The 25,667-nt window shown below is 39.3% G+C and carries 13 protein-coding genes and 1 other annotated feature; of the genes, 3 read left to right on the plus strand and 10 right to left on the minus strand.

Annotated features, from left to right (window positions below):
• Nucleotides 1-11: 11 nt before the first annotated feature.
• From IGJ11_RS12115 to IGJ11_RS12135, 5 genes are all read right to left on the minus strand, one after another.
• Nucleotides 12-1,991, minus strand: a complete 1,980-nt coding sequence (locus IGJ11_RS12115; RefSeq protein ID WP_207432581.1) for a BglG family transcription antiterminator — start codon at nt 1,989-1,991, stop codon at nt 12-14.
• A gap of 16 nt (nt 1,992-2,007) precedes the next feature.
• The gene (locus IGJ11_RS12120) at nt 2,008-2,322 is read right to left on the minus strand and encodes a PTS cellobiose transporter subunit IIB (RefSeq protein WP_010721024.1); all 315 of its coding nucleotides are present in this window, start codon (nt 2,320-2,322) and stop codon (nt 2,008-2,010) included.
• A 221-nt stretch (nt 2,323-2,543) separates the two neighbouring features.
• The gene (locus IGJ11_RS12125) at nt 2,544-6,233 is read right to left on the minus strand and encodes a hypothetical protein (RefSeq protein WP_207432579.1); all 3,690 of its coding nucleotides are present in this window, start codon (nt 6,231-6,233) and stop codon (nt 2,544-2,546) included.
• A 1,074-nt stretch (nt 6,234-7,307) separates the two neighbouring features.
• The gene (gene leuS, locus IGJ11_RS12130) at nt 7,308-9,722 is read right to left on the minus strand and encodes a leucine--tRNA ligase (protein ID WP_096709855.1); all 2,415 of its coding nucleotides are present in this window, start codon (nt 9,720-9,722) and stop codon (nt 7,308-7,310) included.
• A 123-nt stretch (nt 9,723-9,845) separates the two neighbouring features.
• Nucleotides 9,846-10,056 (minus strand) — a binding site (T-box leader).
• 99 nt (nt 10,057-10,155) lie between these two features.
• Nucleotides 10,156-12,156 (minus strand): muramidase-2, encoded by a 2,001-nt coding sequence (locus IGJ11_RS12135; RefSeq protein ID WP_207432577.1) that lies wholly within the window; start codon nt 12,154-12,156, stop codon nt 10,156-10,158.
• Between the two features lie 381 nt (nt 12,157-12,537).
• Between IGJ11_RS12135 and IGJ11_RS12140 the strand changes: the two genes are divergently transcribed.
• The 3 genes from IGJ11_RS12140 to IGJ11_RS12150 all read left to right on the plus strand — a co-directional run bounded on the left by IGJ11_RS12140 (nt 12,538) and on the right by IGJ11_RS12150 (nt 14,960).
• Entirely contained in the window at nt 12,538-13,188 is a 651-nt protein-coding gene (locus IGJ11_RS12140) for a phosphatase PAP2 family protein (protein WP_010721028.1), read from the plus strand.
• Nucleotides 13,189-13,434: 246 nt separating this feature from the next.
• Nucleotides 13,435-14,391: a TIGR01212 family radical SAM protein gene (locus IGJ11_RS12145; RefSeq protein WP_010736968.1), complete on the plus strand. Its 957-nt coding sequence runs from the start codon at nt 13,435-13,437 to the stop codon at nt 14,389-14,391.
• Nucleotides 14,391-14,960: a class I SAM-dependent methyltransferase gene (locus IGJ11_RS12150; protein ID WP_207432575.1), complete on the plus strand. Its 570-nt coding sequence runs from the start codon at nt 14,391-14,393 to the stop codon at nt 14,958-14,960. The genes IGJ11_RS12145 and IGJ11_RS12150 overlap by 1 nt, the downstream gene beginning before the upstream one ends.
• Before the next feature lie 180 nt (nt 14,961-15,140).
• Here IGJ11_RS12150 and IGJ11_RS12155 read toward each other — a convergent pair whose 3' ends face one another.
• The 5 genes from IGJ11_RS12155 to IGJ11_RS12175 all read right to left on the minus strand — a co-directional run bounded on the left by IGJ11_RS12155 (nt 15,141) and on the right by IGJ11_RS12175 (nt 25,667).
• Complete coding sequence (locus IGJ11_RS12155) at nt 15,141-15,968, minus strand: class C sortase (RefSeq protein ID WP_161652362.1); 828 nt, start codon at nt 15,966-15,968, stop codon at nt 15,141-15,143.
• A 26-nt stretch (nt 15,969-15,994) separates the two neighbouring features.
• Nucleotides 15,995-17,509: a SpaH/EbpB family LPXTG-anchored major pilin gene (locus IGJ11_RS12160; RefSeq protein ID WP_207432573.1), complete on the minus strand. Its 1,515-nt coding sequence runs from the start codon at nt 17,507-17,509 to the stop codon at nt 15,995-15,997.
• On the minus strand, nt 17,502-18,794 hold the full coding sequence (locus IGJ11_RS12165; protein ID WP_207432571.1) for a pilin N-terminal domain-containing protein: 1,293 nt from the start codon (nt 18,792-18,794) through the stop codon (nt 17,502-17,504). Before IGJ11_RS12165 ends, IGJ11_RS12160 begins: the two co-directional genes overlap by 8 nt.
• 51 nt (nt 18,795-18,845) lie before the next feature.
• Nucleotides 18,846-23,660, minus strand: coding sequence for a prealbumin-like fold domain-containing protein (locus tag IGJ11_RS12170; protein ID WP_251850019.1), 4,815 nt, complete (start codon nt 23,658-23,660; stop codon nt 18,846-18,848).
• A gap of 237 nt (nt 23,661-23,897) precedes the next feature.
• Nucleotides 23,898-25,667: an ABC transporter ATP-binding protein gene (locus tag IGJ11_RS12175; RefSeq protein WP_081128884.1), complete on the minus strand. Its 1,770-nt coding sequence runs from the start codon at nt 25,665-25,667 to the stop codon at nt 23,898-23,900.

The following is a 25,667-nucleotide window of genomic DNA, read 5'->3' on the forward strand; positions in this document are numbered from 1 at the left end:
CGTATTCCTCCTTATTCAATCACCTCGTCAAAATGATTGCTAAAATTTTCAAACGTTGGTTCAATTAAAATTTGTTGTTGCAAATCTGTGCGATCAATTAATTGCACAATTGCTTTTGTCACTATAGTAATTTCTTCGTTTTCAATAAAAGATGGTGACACGAGAAAAACAAATTTGATCTGTTGGTAATCATCCCAAAACATCCCCTCCGGAATCACTGCGACTGCAATTTTTGTCGTGACCCCTACTGGAATAGCTGGATGTGGGACTGCAACAGTTTCACTGAAGACAATCTGTCCCATTTTCTCTCGCTTGCTGATTTGTGTCATCATTTCAAGGGTATAATCTTTTACTTCGTCTTTTTCTAAAAGCGAGAGTAGGTCTAAAATCACCGTCTCTTTAGTTGGTCTTTCAGAATAGACTTTGTACCATCTTTCAGAAAGCTGGCCATGATAATCCTGTCTTTTTTTCGGAGAATCTGTGCAAATAGTTTTTATTCTTTTTGACGGACAAGGTTGTAAGTCCGCAATCGTCTGTCGAATTTTTTGGCTATCTAGTGGATTCAAAAAGACACTCACATGTAATACGGGGATCTTAAAAATCATCGTTGATAAATCGATTGATGAAATAATCATATCTACGCCCATCAAAGTCATTTCATTGATCTCGTAATAACCTTTGACATTGGTCACTAAGAGCATTTCGCCAAACTCAGCAAGCACACGATTCTTCAACAATTGCGCACTTCCATAACCAGTTGCACAAATGATCAATACACGTATTTTTTTCGCTGTTCTGACTTTTTCTAAAGCTGCCATGATGTGTAAGGTAAGATACGCCCATTCATCTTCATTGATCGTGAATTGTCGTAACATAGGCATTTGACTAAATATTCTTTTCGTCTGTTCAAAGGCGACCATATTTTCTTTTTTTATATCCTCAGTCAACGGATTCTCTAAAGTAATCCCTTGCCGTAGACGAACCACCATTGGCGTCAAATGATTAAGCAGACCATTTTTTAATTGTTGATCCTCAATCAGTGAATCGCCAAAAAAGTCGGCAAGCTGCTCAATCACTCTTGCTAATTCCTCGTAAAGCAGCTCATCATTTATTTTTTCGATGGGATTAGACTTAGCAACCAAATGCAATGTCAGATAATGAATTTCCGCTGCTGGAAAAGGTACTTTTGTCACACGATTCATTCGTTGAACAATCTTTTTTGCTACCTGATATTCACGGCGATCCACTAACTCTTCACTAAAATCTAAAGCTTCAATGGGGAATCCTTCGTTGATTCGCTTGATCGTTAAGGCTAGGTGTAATGCTAGATTTTGCATGATAAAATCAGAAACTTTTAAATTTGCTTCTCGGATCTCATCTAAAATAATGATTAAAACCTCTTCAAAATTGAATTCATTGAAAAAGTGACTGTTCACTAAATAATCTTTTAAAGAGTTCGCTGCTTGATCACCAAAAAACGTGTCCATAATAAAATGGCGCTTGTTTTGCTCTGATCCTTCGATCCACATTCCTTGTCGCGGTTTAGAACAAATTTTTAACGCATAGGGCTCAATTTTTGCCTTTATCTCATTTAGATCATTGGATAAACTAGAACGGCTGATAAAGAGTTCCGACTCTAATTCATCCATAAAAATGGCTTCATCTTCTAGCAATAACTTATTCAACAGATATTTTTGCCTGTCTTCAGTTTCAAAAAATTCCATTTCAGACATGCCTTGATCAGCTGCGATATTTTGATGTTTTAAAAAAAATGCAAATGCCAAAGGCTTTAAGATCGCCAACTGATATCCTTGTCCTTGTTTGGCAATGATTTTTGCTCCGTTTTTTTCAATTTTCTCTTTGACATCAACCATGTATTTACGGATTGTTCGATCAGATAAAGACAATTCAGAAGCAAGCTCATGACTAGTGATATATTTTTTTTGGTAGTTGATCAATAGCCCTAACAATGCTTTTTCGATCTGTTTCATCTTTATCCACTCCTAGTTAGATATTTTCTTCAATCAAATCCGCTAATTTCTGAATACCTGTGGGAATCGGAACATACGCTTGAAAGGGAATACTAACCACAGGTTTATCAACCGTTTTTCCTAGTTTAACAAACTTATCTAAAAACATCGTGGTTTGAGGACTAATGAGAAATAAATCAAAGTCGCTTGACTTGATCATTTTATCGCCTTCTGTCGCAGATACCGCATCGACTTCGATTTCTTCCCCCTTTTGTTTGAATAGATCCGTGGTCTTAGAAGCCATCATAGAAGATGACATCCCTGCTGCACAAATAATCAATGCTTTTTTCATTTTATTTGCTCCTTCCTTTTCGTTCTATTTAAAGTATAGATTGTAAACGTTTTCTTTACAAAAGAAATACTTCCGTATCGATTAGGAAGAAAAAAACATACAAAAAAAGAAACTGAGCTAAAACTTGCCTCAGTTTCTTTTTTAGTTGGTTAAAAAATTCTTTCTGTTTGTTTTCGGAACTATCCGATGCTTTCACGATCTCTTTTGAATAGGTCTATATCTCATGGTGTTTTAAAATGCAACTGCATCAAGTAACTAGGTTTGATTGGCGCATCTAAGGTTTCCGACAAGATGTTGTCACCTGCTGTTCCAAAGAAAGAGAACTCATAAGCATTCTGTTCATTTGTTAAAGTGACAAGTTCAACGGTTTCTGATAGATTTTGACCATTTGATACTAAAACTACCTCTTGTTCATGATCCGTATTTTGCAAACCTAATGTCAGTTCAGTTAATCGTTCGGTTTCTTCAAGACTAGTCATGGCATCCACATAAACGGATACCGGACGGTTGGAATTATTTTTGATCTCATAATTTGGTGAAGCGATACCAGCTAGAATATCCTCCTGTACAAAACTCATACGTGCAGGAATGGTGACATCGATGTATTGTGCGTTAGATGTAATCGTCAATATTCCGTCTAGTTCTGTTTTATTGCCAAATTCATCAATCAATTTCAACGTAAATCGATGATCGTCTGCAGGCAACTCAGAAAATTCTAAGCCATTCTCGAAAGTTAACTCAAGTCGGATATTTTCTGGTAAGGACCAATTGTCAGTTGGATCGCCATCTAACAACTCTCGTAAATCCGGCATTTCACTTCCTTGCTCATAGACAAGTGAATCTCTTAGCTTTCCTTCTGGAGGTGTTGTATCCTCGATCAATAGATTTATAGGTGAAAAGTGTTGTTGGTTTCCTGCTTCGTCTGTTAGAACAGAGGCTACAACATACGCAGTAGATGAAGGCACTTTCCCAGCAATTTCAAACTTTCCTCCTTGAAGATCCTCCAGCCCAATCGTAATCTTTTCTGGTAAACTCCAATTATCTTGTAAAGTCCCTTCTTTGATCACACTCATTAACTCTTCTCGGCTAAGACTGCCTGTACGTCTTGCTTCAAATGAAACACTCCGTTCAAACTCTGCTGTCGGTGCCTTCGTATCTACTACTGTATATTTAGTAGTAAGTTCTTGCGTGTGATTCGTTGTTTTGTTTTTGACAGCAACTGTTACTTCTCCAGTTGCTCCAGGTGCCCATTCTTTCGGTCCATTAGTCAGACGATACTCATAATCATCGGTATCTTTTGGTCGTTTATTAAACCATGATTCTAGAATTGCCCGAGATAATTCTTGGCTTCGTTGTGCTTCAACAACCACTTCAGACTTTATTTCAAACCGTTCACCGATGTACAACTTCCCCTTAAGTTCTCTAGCATTTCCTCTTTCATCCGTTAAGGTTAACGTAAACTCGTGCGCCCCTTCAGGTAATTCTGAAAACTGCTTGCCGTCCTTGAAGCTTAACGCAAGTTTGATATTTTCTGGTAGCGACCAGTTGTCGGTGGGTTCGCCATCTAATAACTCTCGTAAATCTGGCTCTTTACTGCCTTTTTCAAAAAACAGTGACTCCTTAAGCTTGCCCTCTGGTGCTTGCGTGTCAACGACTGAAATATTTTTCAGATATCGACTCGTATTTCCTGCTTCATCTGTTAAGGTAATAAAAATATTACTGTACATACTTGGTGCCTTTCCAACAAGTTCAAACGGTTCATTTGCGGATCCGATGTTAGTCAATCCGATCGTAATCTTTTCTGGTAAACTCCAATTATCTTGCAGATCACTCTCAATCAACAGTTCTCGTAGTTCTGCTTGCGTGAGCGCACCTGTACGCCTTGCTTCAAACACGATCTCTTTTTTAAGTGTTGCGGTGGGTGCTTTAGTGTCTACGACGGAGTATTTCGTTTCATATTCTTTTGTTTCATTCGTTGCTTTATTTGTGACAGCGACTGTTGCTTGTCCGTTAGTCTCTGGTGCCCATTCTGCCGGTCCGGAGACTAGACGATAGTCATAACTGTCAGGATTGTTTGGTAATTGTTCAAACCAGCTTTTGAGAATTTCAGTTGATAGCTCTTTGGCTCTTTGTGCTTGGACAACCACTTCCGATTTGATTTTAAACGCATCACCGACGTGTAACGTACCTTTGAGCTCTTTAGGATTTCCAGCCTCATCCGTCAAGGTTAGTGTAAATTTATGCTCTCCCCTAGGTAATTCCGAGACTTGCTTGCCGCCATCAACAGCCAACGAAAGACTGATTTTTTCTGGCAAGGACCAATTGTCGGTTGGATCACCCTCTAGTAAATCTCTTAAATCTTTCAGTTCCATTCCTTGTTCAATCACGATTTTGTCTTTTAGTTTCCCATCAGGAGGCGTAGTATCAACCACTTGGATACGATAACCACTTCCCGTAGCAGCATTCCCTGCTTGGTCGGTCACACGTACCTTGACAATTTCAACACCTGGTTGAATCCCAGCAATCTCCCAAGGAACGTTGGAACCGTTATAATCAAATAACTCAATCTGGAGATCCTCCGGTTTACTCCAGTTATCTTCTAGTTTTTCAAATATACTTCTTAGTTCTTCATCAGTGAGACTCCCTTTTCGTCTAGCCTCCAATGGTGCATCCCTGATTATTGTGTATTTTGGTGCAGTAGTATCTACAACAGTATAGTTAGTCGTAAATTCTTGCGTGTTATTCGTTGTTTTATTTTTGACAACAACTGTTGCTTTTCCAGTTGCTCCAGGTGCCCATTCTGCCGGTCCGGAAGACAGACTATAGTCATAATTCCCTGAATTCTCCGATATCGTAGAAAACCACGATTTTAGGATGCTCGTAGACAGTTCTTTTCCTCTTTGTGCTTCAACGGTCACTTCATTTTTGATCTCAAATTCAGGTTGCTCTTTCTTCACTGTAATCGTTCCCAGCAAAGCATTGACATACGAAACATCTTCGATCGGGATCGAGTCTAAAACAGAGTATTGGGAGGCTACAGCCGTCGTCCCTAGTTTCACGTCTCCGTTAAGTACTAATCGATCTTCTTTTGCACTGGTCGATGCCAGCCTAGTGATCGTGACGGTAAAAGATGCGGCATAAGAAGAAATACTAGGCTTCGTAACCGTCACTTGGTACCCATTGACACTTTGATCAGATGGAATCGTTAACGTATACGTTCCGCGGTAAGATGAATGATTCCCATAATACATCGTATCGTATGGATAATCATCCGATGTGGTTAGATTACTTGCTATCCAAGAAATCCAACCATGATCTTTATCTTGAGTGACCTTCTCATAGGTAGGCACATTCACAGTAAAGGAAGTCTTCGAACCAACGGCAGCTCCCAACATAATAGTGCGATTAATCTGTGTCGCTAACGTTTTCTCAATATAACTTTTTTTCCCATTTGCTATCAGATCAGGTCGATATTTATCTAGGTTTGGTAAATTATTCTTCCTTAACTCAGCACTTTGTCGAAGGACTGGTGGTACAGGATCTTCCCATGGAGTCACAGGTTCCGTTACTTCAGTTGGCTGTTCAGTTGGTATTTCAGTTGGTACTTCTTCCACTTCTTGTTCTTCAACGATCGGTACTTCCTCAACTACAGGTGCTTCTTCTACGATTTCCTCTGTATTTTCTTCTACTGGCTCCTCTACCTCGATTGACTCTTCTGTTGAGTCGTTTGCAGCTGTTTCAGGTGAAACAGGTTCTTGCATCACTGGTTGTTCCCCTTGATTTTGTAAATCCTGTACAAACTCCGTATCTAGTTCTGGTGGTGCTTCCTCAGCAAAAACGGTTAATGGATAAAGACAATTTTGGAACAACAACAAAGAGGTTGTTATCGTTCGCAAATGCTTGCTTTTCAAATTTTCTGTCCTCCTCTCTTACTAATACACTCACTCTTTTTCCTTGCTCAAATTCTCTAAAAGGAAAGATTAAATAAACAAAATTTTTATTATTTCTTATGAACATTCCTAGTGTGAACGTTCCTAATATTTGTAAAAGGTTACTTTTTTGCTCATGAGATGATAGTTTATTTGACTATTAACATAACAAAAATCACTATGTAAAGAAAAATTTTTCATTTTAATCTTACGTATACTCACCTCCAAAAACATATGAAACACCTACACTAAAATTATCTACGATTATCCGCTTAGAACAAAACCTTTTTTTACCGATAGAATGGTAATTTTTAACAGATTTGCAGTTGTTTCATCGGCCTGTCATTTTTCTAAAATAAAAAAAAACAAAATAGCGTAATACTATAGCTTGGTATTAAAAAAAAAAAGAAAACATGCCAACTAAATAAAAATAACAATGTTTTAAAAAAATGTGTCATTTGTTTACGTTCAAAAGGTATCACGATGCAAATATTATGAGACATAAGCAATTTTAATAAAACACTTTTTGTTTTTTTCACTTTTGTAACTAACAAAAAATAACTGTTCATCTTGGATAGTCATTCACAAAAAAAAACGTCAGCAAACTTCCACTCGGTGAATGGTTCTAACTCTTCAATTGATATTTTCTTTGTTTTAGTTTCTCTTCACTTTATTTTTCTATAAAAGAGTTTGAGAGGAAGCGACCCAAGACAAATAAATAGTATTTAAGCATCTGCTCGGAGCTATCCGCCTCTTTCACGATCTTATCCACGGTGTTTCAAGCTCTAACGGAAAATAAGCCGAAGAAAGAGGTTGAGCCAACACATGGCTCAACCTCTTTTCCGGCTTATTTCTCAGAGCTAGACACTTTTGTCATAATCTCTTTTTTGTTTATTCAGTTATAAACTTGCTGAACTGATTGCGACTTATAAAACATCTTAAAATACTGAAACAGCCAAAATTGTTTTTAATGATCTGTTCTTCATTCTGAAAGTGGCTCTGGGTTTCATCGAAAGCTCCTTCAACAATCTCTTATAATTCACTTGTTCCTGCTTTTTAATTAGCCACGATATTTACTAATTTATTTGGTACAACGATCACTTTACGAACAGTTTTGCCAGCAATGTTTTCTTTGATCGTTTCATTGTTCATCGCTATTTTTTCAAGTTCATCTTTTGGTAAGTCACGTGAAACATTAGCTTTTCCTCGGACCTTACCATTGATTTGGAAGACAACTTCGATTTCATCTTCGACTAAAGCTGACTCATCATAAGTTGGCCAAGGTGCGTAAGAAATCCCTTCCTCATTTCCTAAGATTGCCCATAGTTCTTCACCCATGTGTGGTGCGATCGGTGCCAACAATTGAACAAATCCTTCGATATATTCATAAGGTAGTGCATCCACTTTATACGCTTCATTGACAAACACCATTAATTGAGAGATGGCTGTATTGAAGTGAAGATTTTCGTAATCTTCCGTAACTTTTTTGACGGTTTGATGATACACTTTATCTAATTTTCCATCATTTAAAGTGGTGATTCGATCACGCATCTTATTGTTTTCATCCACGATCAAACGCCAAACACGATCTAAGAATTTGCGGCTTCCTTCTAGTCCATTTTCACTCCAAGCAATCGATGCGTCTAATGGTCCCATAAACATTTCATATAATCGTAATGTATCTGCGCCATATTTGGCCACGACATCATCTGGATTAACGACATTGCCACGTGATTTAGACATTTTTTCGTTGTTTTCTCCCAAGATCATTCCTTGGTTGTATAATTTTTGGAATGGTTCCTTTGTAGGTACAACACCGATATCATATAAGAATTTGTGCCAGAAACGAGCGTACAGCAAGTGAAGAACGGCATGTTCTGCTCCACCAATGTAGATATCTACTGGCAACCAGCGTTCTAATTTCTCATAGTTCGCTAATTCTGCTTTATTATGTGGATCGATATAACGTAAATAATACCAAGAACTTCCTGCCCATTGTGGCATTGTATTGGTTTCACGACGACCTTTTTTGCCAGTCACAGGATCGACAACATTCACCCATTCTTCGATGTTGGCAAGTGGCGATTCTCCTGTTCCACTTGGTTTGATATTAGTCGTTTTAGGCAAACGTAATGGCAGCTCTTCTTCTGGTAAAGCTGTGACCGTACCATCTTCCCAATGAATGATCGGAATTGGTTCCCCCCAGTAACGTTGACGTGAGAATAACCAGTCACGTAAACGATAGCTGACTTCTTTTTTCCCACAACTATTTTCTTCTAACCATTCATTCATTTTAGCAATGGCTTCTGCTTTATTCATGCCATTCAAAAATTCAGAATTGATATGAGGACCATCTTCTGTATAAGCAGCCTCTTCAATATTTCCTCCTTCGATCACGGGAAGAATTTCTAAATCAAAGGTTTTTGCAAATTCATAATCACGTTCATCGTGAGCAGGAACAGCCATGATTGCTCCAGTACCATAAGAAGCTAACACATAGTCAGCGATCCAGATCGGGATCTCTTTTCCATTAACTGGATTGATTGCATAAGCTCCAGTAAAGACACCCGTTTTTTCTTTCGCTAGATCTGTACGTTTCAAATCTGATTTTTTAGCTGTCTCTTCGATGTATGCTTCAACTGCTGCTTTTTGTTCTGGCGTCGTGATTTCTTGCACCAAGTCTAATTCAGGAGCTAAAACAGAGTACGTTGCGCCAAATAGTGTATCTGGTCGTGTGGTAAAAATCGTGTACGTTTTGTCTGTTCCAGCAACTTTAAATTCAACATTTGCTCCTACTGAACGACCGATCCAGTTGCGTTGCATTTCTTTGATGCTATCTGGCCAATCTACTAAATCAAGATCATCAAGTAAACGATCTGCGTATGCAGTGATCTTCAGCATCCACTGACGCATTGGTTTGCGGACGACATCATAGCCGCCACGTTCACTTTTTCCATCGATCACTTCTTCATTAGAGATCACCGTACCAAGCTCAGGTACCCAGTTAACTGCTACTTCTGCTTCATATGCCAAACCTTTTTCGTATAATTTTGTAAAGATCCATTGTGTCCATTTGTAATATTCTGGATCAGTTGTGTTGACTTCACGATTCCAGTCATAACTAAACCCTAAAGAATTGATTTGACGACGAAATGTTTCAATGTTTTTTTGTGTAAATTCAGCTGGATCATTTCCTGTATCTAATGCGTACTGTTCGGCTGGTAGTCCAAACGCATCCCATCCCATCGGATGCAAGACATTGAATCCTTGACTGCGTTTAAAACGAGATAAGATATCTGTTGCTGTATAGCCTTCCGGATGTCCAACATGCAATCCTTGACCTGATGGGTATGGAAACATATCCAACGCATAGAACTTTGGTTTTTCAGGATCATCATGGGTATTGAAGGTATTGTTTTTTGCCCAGTATTTTTGCCATTTCTTTTCGATTTCTTTATGGTTATAACTCATTTTCTATCCCCCTGATCTATTTGTACTTCCACATTAATCTGTCGAAGTGTAGTGAGGTCTCCCTCACTTTTTTGCTTCTTCATCTGAAGAAAACAAAAAAGTCCTATAAAAAGATTGCTCTTTTTATAGGACGTAATCTACGTGGTACCACCTAATTTTGCCTTTTCACAAAGGCCTCAAACGTTGTAACGGTCGTCACCGCTCCTACTTACTCTGTTTGTGATTTCAGTAGGCGCAACTCAAAGGCGAGTTCAAAAGCGTCCGTACACATTTCCACCAACCATGTGCTCTCTAAAACTTTCGACTTTTTACTACTTCCTTTTCAGGCGTTGATTTTTATTTACTCAAAAGTGTAGATTCATAGTAACAAATAAATGCTACAAGTTCAAATATTATTTCACACATTTACTGATTTCCTGCCATGTGTCATTGCTTATTTTTTGACGATCAACTGTTGTCCCGGATAAATAAAGTTATTCTTGATATTATTCCATTCGATCAATTGATTCATGGTGATTCCATGACTATCGGCAACGCCCCATACTGATTCGCCTGCTTTGACGGTATAGGTTTTTTCATCTGATTTCGTTGGCGTTGATTGTGCAGTGCCTTTTTTAACGATGACTTCTTGTCCTGGATAAATAAAATTATTTTTGATGTTGTTCCATTCAATCAACTGATCCATCGTAATATGGTGTTTATTGGCAACGCCCCACACCGATTCGCCTGCTTTGACGGTGTACTTCGTATCACCCGTTGAAGAAGCCGTTGGAGTTGTAGAAGCTGGCGTTGAAGCTGTTGGTTTGGTTGTTGCTGTTGCGCTTGCTTTACTACTTCCACCTTTGACGATCAATTTCTGTCCTGGATAAATGAAGTTATTCTTAATATTGTTCCATTCAATCAACTGGTTCATGGAAATCCCATTTTTATTTGCAACACCCCATACTGATTCGCCTGCCTTGACAGTATAAGTCGCTTGCCCTGTCGCAGTTGAGCTGGTATTGCTTGATGCGGTGTTCTTGTTATTAGCTGTCGAAGTGGACGCATTACTTGAAGATGAACCACCTTTGACAATCAATTTTTGCCCTGGGTAAATAAAATTATTTTTAATATTGTTCCATTGAATCAGTTGGTTCATGGAAATTCCAAATTTATTCGAAACACTCCAAACCGATTCGCCTGCTTTGACAGTATAAGTACTTCCAGAAGTAGTACTTCCTGTATTTGCCGTATTACTAGATGTATTACCTGTCGATGTATTAGAAGTAGAACCGCTTGCTGAAGAACTACCTTTTGAAACAACCAACTGTTGACCTGGATAAACAAAGTTATTCTTGATGTTATTCCATTCGATCAGTTGATTCATCGAAATCCCATGATCATTCGCAATTTTCCAAACAGAATCGCCTGATTTAACCGTATATTTTGCACCAGTTGCTTGTCCCGTACTGCCAGACGTATTCGTGTTTCCAGAAGTATTTCCAGAAGAAGCATTATTACCAGTGTTAGTGGTTGAAGAACCTGCAGATTGGCCACCTTTGATCGTTAATTTTTGTCCTGGATAGATAAAATTATTTTTGATATTATTCCATTCGATTAACTGCGCCATCGTGATTCCAAATGAATGAGAGATTCCCCAAACGGAGTCTCCTGATTTGACGGTATAAGTCGTACCAGTCGTAGTTGCAGAACCGCCTGAGTTCCCACTAGTACTTCCAGAATTGGATGTATTTCCCGTATTCCCGCCATTTCCAATCGTTGCACCGCCTCCAGCGTTGCCGCTAGCTGGTGTATCGTATTTGGTCAATCCATAGGTTGTAATAATATTGTTTAGTTTTCCAGCATACCCTGGATCAGTTGCATAACGACCTGTCAAACAAGCAGTAGCATCAGTATAAGATTTAGTGTTGCTTTTCCAAGTACCTGCATAATAATAGCCATTACCAAAAGAGGTATTTCTTAAAACATAGGCATTGTCATTAAATGACTCTGCAAAAGAAGGGTACTGACGGAAAGGTTCTTTTTTAGATACCCATTTATTGTTAAGATATTCGAGTGTATCCATATAAACAGTTTGACCTTGATAACTTCCTTTAATCCCAAATAGATTATAGTAAGGTGCTTGTGACAAGGCACTACTTCCCCAACCACTTTCAACGACTGCTTGAGCAATCATGACTGAGGCATATAAATCGTTGGCTTGAGCAATTGGTTGTGCATACGTAGCAATCTCAGCAATAAACGCTGCTGTATTGATTCTGGCACCGAATTGTGTGGGGGTTTGATCAGCATCTACCTGTACAGGCTGAATCAATGGCGCTGCCACAGAACAGCCGACCATCGCCGTACCGACAAGTGCAGCACTACGTTTTACTTTACGAAAACGTTTGGTTTCATTTAAACGTCTACGTTCTTTTCTTGCAATGTTTTCCATCTTCTATCCTCCAACTTCTATCTACAATTTCTATACTATTATAATAATTATAACTTCTCTTAATCTTTATTAAAAGTTATTTAAGTGTGTGACTGCTTATTGTAATCAGACTGTAACCTTTCGTAATGTTCAACACTGAGAAAAAAATAGCACCTTTCCCCGCTTGATTTTAACGACTTTTAACAAATAATCGATTTAACCTTTCCCAGTCAAAGTATGTCAGTTATATTACTTGAAAATGTCTAGGAGATTACAAAGTGATTTACAAATAAAATACCTTTTTTATTTTTTGATTAAGTGCTCGATTCTATAAATAATTATGGATATTATTTATAGAGCGAATAATGCTATAATGAGTCATTGTTGAAAAGGAGGATATTTATGAAGCAACGTACAACTTTTCATGTAGCTGGAGCTTGTTTTTTACTGCTCTTTTTAGTCTTAGGCTACATTGTCAAATACCGTATTTCTTTACTGGCGGGATTTGATCAATCAATAACAGAAATGATCCGCGCTCCCTACCCCCATTGGAATGCTTATCAGCTGTTTATGACAAAATTTGGCAATCCACTCACGGTCATCTTAGTCTTTTTGCTGGTTTCATTTTTGTTATGGTGGAAGAAAAAAAGACCTGAAATGATTTGGTTAGCGGTTAATTTTATTGCCATTGCTGGGATCATCAATCCTGTGATCAAACTATTCGTGATGCGCGTTCGCCCAACCCTTGAACACCTTGTGGTAGAGCACAGTTACAGTTTTCCTAGTGGTCATGCAGCTGGTAGTATGATTTTATATGGTACACTGATTTTTCTAATTCCTGTCATTATTCAAAAAAAGGTCTTTCGTCCATTGATTCAAATACTTCTAGCGTTTATTATAGTAAGTGTTGGGATTAGCCGTATTTATTTAGGCGTTCATTTTCCAAGTGATATTCTAGGTGGCTTTTTACTTAGCCTCTCGTGGTTATGCTTCACGTATCCAATTTATCGAACCCAAAAAGAAAAATGGCTAAACACGCAGAAAACGTCTTGATCTCACACAAGTATTTTTTAGTGAGAACTTTTGTTACAAATCATCCAAATCAATAAAAAATTGTGTAGAGACAGTTAACTTTTTTCTTTGATGATTAGTTAATCTGTCTCTTTACTTGATTCTAAGAACGATTCTCGTTATAAAGTGCTTAGATTTTACGTCATTCATCAGGTATAATGATCTGAATCGTTCAATACGAGTAGAAGAAAGTGATGAATTTAGCACCATTAAGAAAGAAGGATAACAATGGAATTTACATATTCAGATGGAAATAAACGCTACCACTCATGGAATTATGCGTTAAGAAATGAATTTGGCGGGAAAATTTTCAAAGTGCCAATCGATGGAGGATTTGACTGCCCCAATCGTGATGGTACAGTGGCTCACGGGGGCTGTACTTTTTGTAGTGTTTCTGGATCAGGTGATATGATCGTCGCTCCCGAAGACCCATTACCTATTCAGTTCCATAAAGAAATCGATATGATGCATCAAAAATGGCCAGGGGTAACCCAATATATCGTTTATTTCCAAAATTTCACGAATACTCATGCACCTGTAGAAATCATTCGTGAGCGTTTTGAACAAGTGATCAACCTTCCTGGTGTTGTCGGGTTGTCGATTGGTACTCGCCCAGACTGCTTACCAGATGCGGTCGTGGATTATCTCGCAGAACTAAATGAACGGCTTTATCTGTGGGTCGAATTAGGATTACAAACGACTTTTGAAGAAACCTCTACACTGATCAATCGCGCACATGACTACCAAACTTACCTTGATGGTGTGAATAAATTACGAAAACATGGCATTCGTGTCTGCACTCACTTAATCAACGGCTTACCTGGTGAAACATTAGAAATGATGCGTGAAAATGTCCGACGTACGATCCTTGATTCAGATATCCAAGGAATCAAGCTTCACTTAATGCACTTGATGCGCAAAACAAGGATGCTTCGTGATTATCATGAAGGTCGTTTACAACTGATGACCCGTCCTGATTATGTCAATGTGATTTGTGATCAATTGGAAATGATCCCTCAAGAAATCATTATCCATCGGCTTACCGGTGATGCCCCTTGGGATTCGTTGATCGGACCAATGTGGAGTTTGAAAAAGTGGGAAGTCTTGAATGCGATAGATGAAGAATTGGTTCGTCGCAATAGTTATCAAGGAAAATTTGATGTTCGTAAAGGAGTGCGTTGCTAATGCTACAAACTGCTTTACACTTTAGCCATACGTTATTAACAGAAATCCTGCAACCAGGTGACCATGCTATTGATGCCACCATGGGTAATGGCTACGATACGCTTTTTATGGCTGAATTGGTCGGGAAGACCGGACATGTTTACAGTTTTGATATCCAACCTGCTGCCTTGCAATCCACGAAAGAAAAACTCGCTGAACAAGCATTGACCGATCGAGTCTCTCTTTATTTACAAGGTCATGAGACACTGGGGAATGTCGTGGCTCCAGAGCAACCAATCAAAGCAGGGATTTTCAATCTAGGTTATCTTCCTAAGAGTGACAAAGCAATCATTACTTTACCTGAAACAACAAAAATCGCAATGGAAGAGATACTGAAACGTTTAGCCCCTCGAGGACGCATGATTATCGTCGTCTACTATGGTCATGAAGGTGGGAAATCAGAACTGGATATGGTACAACAGTTTTGTCAAATGCTCCCTCAAAATCAGTATAATGTTTTAAACTATCAATTTATTAATCAAAAAAACAATCCACCGATTTTGTATTGTGTGGAGAAGAAAAAATGTTGAAATAATTGGCTTTGTTCAATTACTCCGTTCGCTTCTTTATGGCTTATCAACGTTTTTTGGACAGTTTTGTTAATTGACGAATATAAAAAAGCCCATAACTAGAAAGTTTTCACTAAGCTTTCTATGGTTATGGGCTTTTTCTCATTGTTGGTTCTCTCAAGTAATCCAACATGTCTTTTTCTATTCTATTGGCTTTTCACGTATGACTCGCAGAATGAACAGGGATAGACTTCCTACAAAGAGCAATAAAATGAGTAAGATCATGAGATTGAGCCACCATTGTCTTTGTTCTGCATTCGCTTCTTTTTGGGCTAGTTCTTCTGTATAAGGCACTCGATGTCCTCTGACTAATAATCGATGGGAATTGATCATATACGGTGTACAGGTGACTAAAGTCACGAGATCTTCCTCTGGATAAATTTTTAGAGAGCTAACGTCATCAGGGGTCACAATAGTGATGTCATTCACTTCATAGGCCAACTTTTCTTCTGCATAGGTGATAATGAAAATATCCTCCAACTCCAGTTGATCAAGATCCGTAAAAAGTTTTCTTTCGGGAATCCCACTATGGGCAGAGATCACACTATGATTATTTTTGCCGCCAGTAGGATAGGACGTTCCTTCCAAAACTCCAGCACCATATTGGAGGATCGTTGGGCTTGCATGGTCAAACAGCGGAACACTGACCCTAATCTTAGGAATTTGAATCGAACCAATCAAGTGATTTGCTAAATAATTAGCGAGGTCCGCTTCTTTCCGTCCAGTGTAGGTTGGGAGCGTGATCGCTCCCATGCCTCTTTCTGCTAGTTCTTGATTATACTTTTTGGCTCTTTCTCGTTCCTGTTGCTGTTCTGCTTTCGTTTTTTGAGACTCATTGATACGATAATGATCAACGAGTTGGTTGAAGGCATTGACATAAAAAGGATAACTCGCAATTAATCCACCTGTTAAAAAAAGGAGATACATCACGATCCGAAGCCACTTTTTTGGTCGCTGTTTTTGGGACATTGGATATTCCCTCCTTCAAAACCTGTTTACATGTGCTCTTTTTTCGTTTGTCGATAAACGACGTAGGCTGCTAAGAGAATCAGTCCCCCGATCAGCAGGAAAATATAGATGCCCATACCACCGGTTTCCGGTAAAAGCCCTTGAGGTTGGTTTTCGATCGTAACTAAAGGTGTCTCTGAAGCAGTTGGATCAATTTCAAAAGTGGTATAAGGATCTAAAATGACGTAACCACTTGGAGCCGTCACCTCTTCCAACGTGTAGGTTCCCGCTTTAAAGCCCCGAATATCAAAATAGCCATCTGGTCCTGAGGTTATTTCTGTCCCGACATCATCCCAACCAATCAAGACATTCTCTTCATTCAGACGTGCGTACAATACTTGACCATCAGAATCTTTAAAAATCCGAAAGACCGCCCCACTTAATGGATTACCATCATGACTATTGATCTTTCTAAATTGATGCTCATTCGTCTTGACTTTTGGTCCATCTAAGATCGTAGGATCCGAGCCAAAATCGATTGTGGCGGTATTATCAGATAGTTGAGTGATTGCATCACCCGTGAGCGACATGTCATAAGAAATCGTGAGCGTTTTTCCTTGTAATAATTCAACCACTTCCTCATTGTCAATGTGGAAAGTAATCGTAAACCCACCATTCGGAGTAGCTGTATCAATCGTAAAATAACTACTAGGTACCGCTACACCATCAATCAATACTTCGATTGAATCAGGGGTCGTTAGTCGCAATCCATTAGTTGGTGTATCCGTGATTTCGAAAAATGCTTTGTTACCTAAGTCACGGGGAACAGCAACCGTCAACAGATAATTTAAGATGTCATCTGTTCCAACATCATAGTAGGTTACTTGATTCCCATCTTGAGTGATTGTTACTTCATTGAATCGACCGCTATCTACTAAAGTTTTCGAATGTTCTTTCAAAATATTTTTAGGATAGAGGTGGATCTCTGTTAGTTCTCCATCACCAGCATAGACTGGCAAAGCCAAAAGTAGTGGGTATGCCATTTCATATATATTCGCTGGTGATTCTTCTTCGACAAAGAGATAAACAGCATCTCTACCTTGGGCATCTTTTCGAGGTAATTGGTCAAAGACCGCAATCCCCTGTCTGTTTGGATCGGTCTCGCCACTTGCTGTTGCTGTCACTTGAGTCTGCAAAGGGCCACTGGCATAATCAGGGGCTCTTTTATATAAAGCCGCATCAGACTGGATTCTTTCCAAGGCTTCTCGTGCTGTTTTCCCATCCTCTCTGATAGAACGAAAATATTGTTCTGTGACATCATAGACAGAAAATGTCACGCCGTCTAACGGATCGCCGCCAAAGTTTTCCATTAGTTCACCAGTATTTTGTTGATACGCTTCTTTCGGGATTTCATCCTGCCAAACACGTTTATGAAGCGTGACATTCACATGCTCTGGGGCTGCTGCTACTGGAAGACTCATTCCTAAAATACTGAATGCCGAAAACAACAACGTAGCAAGCATCACGAATATCCTGAATTTATTCTTTTTACTTTCAGTCATCTTCTTCCCTCCTAGTTTTGTTCATGTACTTCCTTAACAAGTAAGCCAGTAATAACAACGCAATGCCTAAAATAGCTAGCGCTTGTCTCATTTCTGCAGTACGTGGTAACAGACGATTGAATAGCTGTTCCGTCCCTGTCGCTGTTCCTCCTTGTTCACTCCCATCATCTGTTGGCAGATCATCGTCCTTTTGAGACTCTCTTGCTCGTGAAATATTATAGATTCTAGGTCCTTTCTCTACCGATTCGTCCTGTTCATCAGAAAAAGGTTCCGACATTTTTTGTTCATTAAGTGTCATGAATAAAAACTCACCTGATTCATTTTTCCAAGTATTTGGGATAAATAATGGAATCTGCCGATTTTCTTCACTGATCTCATACCCCGGAAGAGTTTGCAATTCTTCAAAATAGTATTCACCACCGATCAAAAAATGGTCTGCTATCTTGACACGCCCTGCAGCGTCAGAGATGAAGGTTGCGATTGCTTCATCGTTTAAGGGATCATCACTTTGTTTCCACACATCCCCTAATGCCTCCTGATTTTGCGCTAAATAGATTTTTTCCCCAGCTTCGTTATAACGAAACAGGGAAAAAATCACACCTTCGAGAGGTTCGGTCTGCTCAGTGTCTTCTTCTTTGCCATATTTGTAAAAATACGGTTGTCGAAAATACCCAGCATTTTTAGGATAAAGATGAATCTGAGTCAGCTCTACTTCATTTAATGGGTCCATTAGAGGCAAGCCAATCATTATCGGTGCAGCATTTGTCACATTGAAATAACTAGTTTGCTGGGAATGATCCTCAACGATCAGATAAATTCCATAGTGACCGTTGTGCTTTCTGGGAACATCGACCACACCCACTCCTTCGCCAAATTCAGCATGAGTCTGCGTTAGGACAGGACTACCTGTCACTTCTTCTAATTGCTGCTCTGCAATAAATTGTTCGATCTGGATCGGGTTCATCTGTCCCAAGCGTTTAGCTAAAGCTTGCGCATCTTCTTGTGATTGAAGATAATAATCCGTCAAATGATAGACATGAAACGTGGCGCCATTATAAGGAACACTCAGACCAAGGCCATTTAAGTTAGCCAATTCATTTTCTGTCAATTGTCTGCCATTTGATGGAGAGGTTTGTGGATCTGTGATCGACTCATCTACAAGGACTCTCTTGTGTAAGATGAACGTCACAGTCTCAGGATCAGTAGCATAGCCTCTATATGGGAAGAATCCGGTTACTAACAGCAGACCTAGCAGCAGCCATTGAAACATTCTTTTTTTCTGCATATCCTCTACTCCTTTCTCATTTGCTGAAATGCCATCAGACCGTCCTAATTACTATTTGCTATTTCGCTTACTTCTCAAGCGATAGAACAACCAACCTAGTAATAAAACAATGGTAGTGAGGGCTGCAATTAGAAAGAAGCGAAGTCCAGGTCCACCTGTCATTGGCAATAAGCCAGACGTTTCCGTATTCATGATTGGTACGACTTCCATTTCGTCCAAGTTTTGGACAGCTTCATGTGGTTGTAACAAAATGTAATCTGTATCAGCTAGCCTAAATCGTTCAGAAAGGTCACTACCTTCGTGATCCGTGATACTTATTTCTCTAATGTAATAATGATAAGCTTGACCATCTGGAGTAAATTTCTCCAAGCGGTTACTGATCCATTTCAACCCTTCACCTGTATCTCCTGGCGTTAAGAGAATCGTTTGGATTTTCTGCTTTTCCCATTCTTCGACACTTCTAAATAACTCAAAGGTAATGTAGTTAATGCTCGAGTAATCTAAATCGCTGAATTCAAATTGTTTCTCAAATCCCACATAGACACGTTCAGGGGTACTTTCAGGTGTCGTGCTATTTTTCAGGATGATTTGCCAATTCTGATTAGCATCTTTCACGATCTTATTGAGATTATCAACTTGATCGCCCTCTTCCCCACTACTTAAATCAAAATATGGTTGCAGGTTTTTTCCTGTTTTGGTATTGATGATGCTGGTTTCTTTTACGATATATCGATAATCCTCACCTAAATCGGCTAACTCTTCGACCAGCACTTTAAACTCATTCTCCTGATTCAAAGTGAAAGTCATGGGTGTGAATGAAGCATCCAAGCGCCACTCATCGCTTTGTTCATGCCGTTGTTCCCTTAATAAATTGACCGTAATTTCATAATCTTCTTTGATCTCCTCTGGTACTGCCGCATTAGGCGTGGTAAAATCCCAATTTTTTTCGATCATGAAAGGCTTTGGTCGGTTTTCAACAGTCAACTTGAACTGTCCATTGTCTAATTGGATCGTTGCTCGTTCTTGTGTCACTGGAATCCCTTGTTCATCGGTGAAAAAAATTTCCTCTTCTCTACTAGTCGTTCCTGATGCCTGTACCTTGAAATAAATGGGCTCTGGTAGTACAGCAAACGGACCTGCTGGTGGAGTAATCTCTGTCAGACGATAAATTCCGTTCGTCAATCCATAAGCCTCTTCTTCATGAACACCACCGATCTGAGTAGGATTATCTACCGTAAATGTCCCTAATACTCTTTCAGGAAATTGTTCTTGGAAAAAATCTTTAGATTTTTTCTCTAAACGGAATTCTGAACCTGTAAGGTCATTTCCTTCGTGATCGGCTTTATAGAATTCCACGATTCGGTGGATTCCTGAAGCATAACCTTCGCCCGTCGTGATGTCCGTAATGGATTCTTCCGTCACTTTTTGTTTTCCATTCAAGAAAACACCTGCACGATTATTGACAGAATCAGCGGTTGTTTGGGCAGTATATTCTACGATCAATGTTTTATCTGTCACTTCTGACTGACCGGTATTATCACCTACAACTAATTGGAAATGAGCAGTTTTTTGCGATAAATTGATCAAACCGTCCGCAGCTAACTGGTCAAAGGCGGTTTCTGCCTTCACACCTGGCTCACTTAAAGCTCTTCCTGTTTGCTGACTGATCCAATGAGCTTCACTTGTGTCATTTTCTGGATTTGCTTGCCATTCAAAGATTTGATAAGCACCTCGCCCATCTATGCCAATGTACTCTGGCAAATATGGGACTAAGAGTTGTTGTGGTGCCAATAGTAGAAAATCTTGTTCATCGATTAAACGGCGTATTTTTTCAAATTGCTGAGTCTGGGGATTGTATTTTCCTTCAAAAACGTTGATTCGATATTTTCCAGTATCGGAATCTAGCAGAAGCGTCGTTTCTTCTTCATGATCCATGAGATCAAAGAGATACAAATTCTGGTATTTGGCGCCACCTGGGTTCACGATCACGCGGTAGGTGATATGTTCGCCGTCGTCTGCTACTTCACCCGTCTTGATCACTAAACTTTCTGTCGGTATCGTGACTTGCGTTTCTACTTCTGTCTTGCGCCCACCAGGACTTGTCAGTGTCGCTATATTTTTATAAGAACCTGCTAGTAATGGATTATCAGCTAGTTCTTGAGTGGCAACATAATCGGCAATGAAGAAGATAACGATAGGTCGATGACTCTCTTTTAAGAGAACGATCCGCATCAATTGTGTTTGCGGATCATATTCTAGGCGATAATCCGTACCTTCCACTAGTCGTTCATTCCCTGCATAATCTCCTGCCGCTATTTTCCAGCGGTGTTGATTCGTATCAGGATCAATCGGACCAGCTAGGTTGGCGGTCCCATGAAAGACACGAACAGAGTCTGGCTTAAACTCCCAACCAGCAAGGGTCGAAAAATCATCTTCAATGACGGTTCCTGCTGGTAATGGACCACTGGAAGGATTGAATTCTAGACGAAACAGTGTTTGGTAGCGATCAACGATTCCAGTGTAGACCGGTTGTCGACTCTCATTTGAAAAACTTTCATCTGTCCAATATTCAAACGTTCCGATATTTCCAGCATCAGCTTGTTCTGCATCTTCAGCGATTGCTTCTTCATACTTTTGCCCTGGCTGTAGGAATAACCCTTTTTTATGTCCATCGTTTATGAGACTATAGTGCCAATTGCCAAATGTTCCATAACCAACTGAATCTTGAGAATACTGAACGTCTCCTTGTCGCCAAGTTGCTTTGGCGTAGTTGAAGAACGTAATATCTGGATGGATATACGTTCCACCTAACCAAGGATAGATCCCTTGGACTACTGGATCGCTCGAATAGTAATTACTTCTATTGAACTGAGAAGGGTCTTCATCCCAGATTTTTAAATACCCTCTACTAGATAACTGATGCTCTTTCGTTGAAAAATGAATCTTAATGGTTCGATCCGTTGTTTCATAATCTCCAATCAAGCGGATCGTAAACCCTGTTTGATAAGCACTATTCGCTTGATGTAAATAACTCCCATCTGGCAACATCAATCGTTCGCCTGGTTCAGAAAGATTATGCAAAACCAACTCAAAATCAACATCGTTTTCTAATGTGTTGCCTACGTCATCTGTGATGACTAATGTTGATTCTAGTAATGAGCGAGCATAATAGATCCATTTAAAAGGACGAACATTGTTCTCATAGTAGCCGTGATAGTTATTAGGATCGAACAATCGCACGAGATCCTCTTCAAAGATGATGGAAGAATCACGGATTTCTACTTGTTCAACTAATTTATTTTCCTGATTGAACAAAATCTCCCAATGTTGGATCTGCTGAGTCTGGTCACCCCCAACTCCACGTTTTACGATCCCTGGCATGCTTGGGTTAGGAATAATTCCGCCAGCGCTACCTTCACCAAAACTTCCTTGGATCGCATGGTTGGAAAACTGGATCGTATCCGCTGAAACCTGTCCATCCGTCGTTTGTATCCTCGTTTGGTAGGTGATTCGGTAGGTGCCATTCGCATCCCCTGGTGGTGTGAGCGTCATCTCTGTGTTTTCTGCATTGAAACCGACTGTAAAGCCCTCCGCATTCGTTCCAGTGATCTGCAGTGAGTCTTGTTCAAAGGTATGGCTCGCAGCATTTGCTGGAATGACGGATAATCGATCGACGATAGGGTCTTTTTCACCATCGACGTAATAATACGTGTCGATTTGCCAAGTCACGAGTACATAGTCATACGCTTCGCGATTCCCCGTTGGTTGACCAGGCTCATCTGTCGCCCGATAAAAATCAATTTTGTCTGATCCATTTGGATTTTTAGCTATTCGTTTTGAAAAATTTTGTTTTACGATATCAAATTCGACGTCATTCGTTTCTGTCCGACCTAATTCATCACTTTCGACAATGAGTTGATTATGAACAGTTGGTTGACTCAGATCTTTGACTCTGGTACGGATGATTAATCGATAAGCGGTTCGTTTAGGTGTTTCATTATTTCTGATCGTCCAAGTTATTTGGTTGTCTTGTTGCGCTTGACTATAATCACTTGCTAATAAAGGATGGAATTGTTCATCCTCCACTTCTTTCTTTTGGATACTAACTGACACAAATTCCTGGTTATCACCAAAGAAATCTGTGATTTTCACATTTGTCAACGCCCGATGTTCTTCGTTGATCAACGCTTCCCATTCAACAATTCCAGTGTCCCGATTAAAACCAATTCCCTGTTTTTCAACGATCTCTTCCCCTTTAACAATGATCGGCACTTCAACTACACCATATTCTCCCAAATCCACGATCAATTCTTCGGTAATATTATCAAAACTCGTATCAATAGAAAACGAACCCTGAATCTCACTAAAATTATAAATACGGGTATTAAATTGGATCGCTATACTACGATCCTCATTTACATAAAACGTACCAAAAGAAAATCGTCCAGTTTCATCCATCAATTCACCCGATAAACCACCTGCTGGAATCAATAACGTGTCAGGAATATTTTCAATGATCGTATAGCGTTCATTAGCCATTAGATCGCCACTAGGATAAATATCGTCATCGACCAACCACCAATTGATTTGAAGGCGGACATTCGTATCGCTTGGAACGCCTGTTTCGGGCAAATCACTCGTATACGTGCCGTCTTTTTCAGGATCGATCATCAATTGGACGCCGTTATCATTATTCCCGTAAGTCTCACCTAATTGAAAGCCTGTTGGTTGTCCAGTTACCTGGAAATGACCATTTGAGGAAGCATGGACTAGCGGCCCCATCAAAAAGAGCGGGTTGGACAAAGGAACCAAAATCGTCAAGAGCATCATCAATTGTAAGCACACCTGCCTTATTTTTACCTTCATACCCATTACCTGCCTTTTTATAGTTTTTAAGGAGCGCCTTATTTAACATGAAATATAACAGGTTTCTTGAAACAGCTTACTTCAACTTTTTCAGACAAGTCTGAAAAATAACGATTCTTATCTCACAATAGCTAAAGTCAAAGAGATCTCTATATGTAAAAAAAAGACTACTTAGAAAAGAGCCATTCCCTCTTCTAAGTAGTCTATTAGTTAGCTTATTTGTTCATCAAAAACAGATTATTCAAAGACAAACTGATTATGATAAAGTTCAGCATAGAAGCCATCTTCTGCCAACAACTGATGATGATTTCCTTCTTCGATTACTTTTCCATCACGTAAAACAACAATACGATCCGCATTTAAAATCGTTTTTAACCGGTGGGCAATCACAAAGCTGGTACGTCCTTTGATTGCTTCGTCCATGGCTTTTTGGATTTTAGCTTCTGTTACTGTGTCCACGTTACTTGTTGCTTCATCTAAAATCAACAATGAAGGATTCGTAATGATCGTTCTGGCAATACTGATCAATTGTTTCTGACCAGTACTGAACAAGTTGTTTTCTTCAGATACTTCTGTTTCATACCCTTTTTCTAGATTCATGATAAAGTCATGAATATTCGCCTGCTTAGCGGCATTGATCACTTCTTCATCTGTCGCATCAGGTTTCCCAAAGACAATATTGTCACGAATAGTACCCGAGAATAGGACGGATTCTTGTAAAACGATTCCTACATGTTTTCGTAAAGCATCTAAATCATACTCACGGATGTCTGTCCCATCAATCGTTACTGCACCACTATTCACATCATAAAAACGATTCAATAGATTCATGATCGTTGTTTTACCTGAGCCAGTCGGTCCAACTAACGCGACCATTTCGCCTTTATTTACATCAATAGATACATCATTTAACACTAATTTATCAGGGTTATAACCAAAATCAACGTGTTCCAAAGATAAGCCTTTATCGATCCCATCAAAGGATTGACCATTCGCTGGTTTCACTTCATCTTTTTCAGCAAACATCTCATTCAGTCTACGTGCCCCTGTGATCGCTAATTGGATCATGCTATAACCAGATGAAATTTGCATCAATGGTTGATAATATTGTTGGGAATACTGAACGAATGTGACTACCAATCCTAAAGCAACCGAGCGTTCCAGATCCCCATTCAGTGCTAACCATCCACCAAAGAAAATGACGATTGCGGTATTCACTAAAGACATCCCTTGCATCATTGGGAAAAGCAATCCTGAATAAGCTTGTCCTTTAAACGTTGCTTTACGAACAGTCTCATTGTGTTCCAAGAAACCATCAATTGTCTCTTCCTGTAATCCATTGGTGATGATGACACGTTGACCACTGATTTTTTCATCCATATAGCCGTTCAATTTCCCAACTTCGTCTTGTTGTAAATCAACGTATTTTCTTGCCTTTTGGATAATCAAAACAGCAATCAAAACTGCCACTGGTGTAGAAGCAATTGTTGCCCAAGCTAACTCAACATTTTGGCGGAACATCATAATCAATATCCCAAAAAGTAAAACGATATTGGTGATTACTTGGAGCAAAGCTTGGTTCAAACTATTTTGGATATTATCTAAATCACTCGTAAATCGACTAAGAATTTCCCCATCTTGATGAGAATCAAAGAAGCGGATCGTCAATTTTTCTAGTTTATTGAATAAACCAATACGCATCCGATTCGTCGATTTACCCACCACTTGCGTAAATAAGATACTGTAAATGAAGTTTGCGGCACTCGCTAAAACATAAAACATTAATAGTTTCCAAATAATGGAAACGAAGCGACTCTTATCATCGACTCCTTGCATCAAAGCCCCAACATAGTTAGCTAGTTCTTGAAAGGCTTCTCCGATATATTGTGGCGCCTTCACTTGAAGATAAGTGGCAATGATAACTGTAACAAAAATAAAGAAAAAGGAGACCTTATACCGTTTTAAATAGTGATAGAAAAACTTACTGGCTTTTATTAAATCAGTCAT

Origin of the sequence: Enterococcus sp. DIV0691 (assembly GCF_051711145.1) — a bacterium.
Classification (GTDB): domain Bacteria; phylum Bacillota; class Bacilli; order Lactobacillales; family Enterococcaceae; genus Enterococcus_B; species Enterococcus_B hirae.

What these genes read in the sequence shown, in the direction of transcription:
- IGJ11_RS12120 (WP_010721024.1), bottom strand. Translation starts at nt 2,322, where the DNA reads ATGAAAAAAGCATTGATTATTTGTGCAGCAGGGATGTCATCTTCTATG.
- leuS (WP_096709855.1), bottom strand. Translation starts at nt 9,722, where the DNA reads ATGAGTTATAACCATAAAGAAATCGAAAAGAAATGGCAAAAATACTGG.
- IGJ11_RS12145 (WP_010736968.1), top strand. Translation starts at nt 13,435, where the DNA reads ATGGAATTTACATATTCAGATGGAAATAAACGCTACCACTCATGGAAT.
- IGJ11_RS12175 (WP_081128884.1), bottom strand. Translation starts at nt 25,667, where the DNA reads ATGACTGATTTAATAAAAGCCAGTAAGTTTTTCTATCACTATTTAAAA.
- IGJ11_RS12165 (WP_207432571.1), bottom strand. Translation starts at nt 18,794, where the DNA reads ATGCAGAAAAAAAGAATGTTTCAATGGCTGCTGCTAGGTCTGCTGTTA.
- IGJ11_RS12160 (WP_207432573.1), bottom strand. Translation starts at nt 17,509, where the DNA reads ATGACTGAAAGTAAAAAGAATAAATTCAGGATATTCGTGATGCTTGCT.
- IGJ11_RS12140 (WP_010721028.1), top strand. Translation starts at nt 12,538, where the DNA reads ATGAAGCAACGTACAACTTTTCATGTAGCTGGAGCTTGTTTTTTACTG.
- IGJ11_RS12155 (WP_161652362.1), bottom strand. Translation starts at nt 15,968, where the DNA reads ATGTCCCAAAAACAGCGACCAAAAAAGTGGCTTCGGATCGTGATGTAT.
- IGJ11_RS12170 (WP_251850019.1), bottom strand. Translation starts at nt 23,660, where the DNA reads ATGAAGGTAAAAATAAGGCAGGTGTGCTTACAATTGATGATGCTCTTG.
- IGJ11_RS12115 (WP_207432581.1), bottom strand. Translation starts at nt 1,991, where the DNA reads ATGAAACAGATCGAAAAAGCATTGTTAGGGCTATTGATCAACTACCAA.
- IGJ11_RS12150 (WP_207432575.1), top strand. Translation starts at nt 14,391, where the DNA reads ATGCTACAAACTGCTTTACACTTTAGCCATACGTTATTAACAGAAATC.
- IGJ11_RS12135 (WP_207432577.1), bottom strand. Translation starts at nt 12,156, where the DNA reads ATGGAAAACATTGCAAGAAAAGAACGTAGACGTTTAAATGAAACCAAA.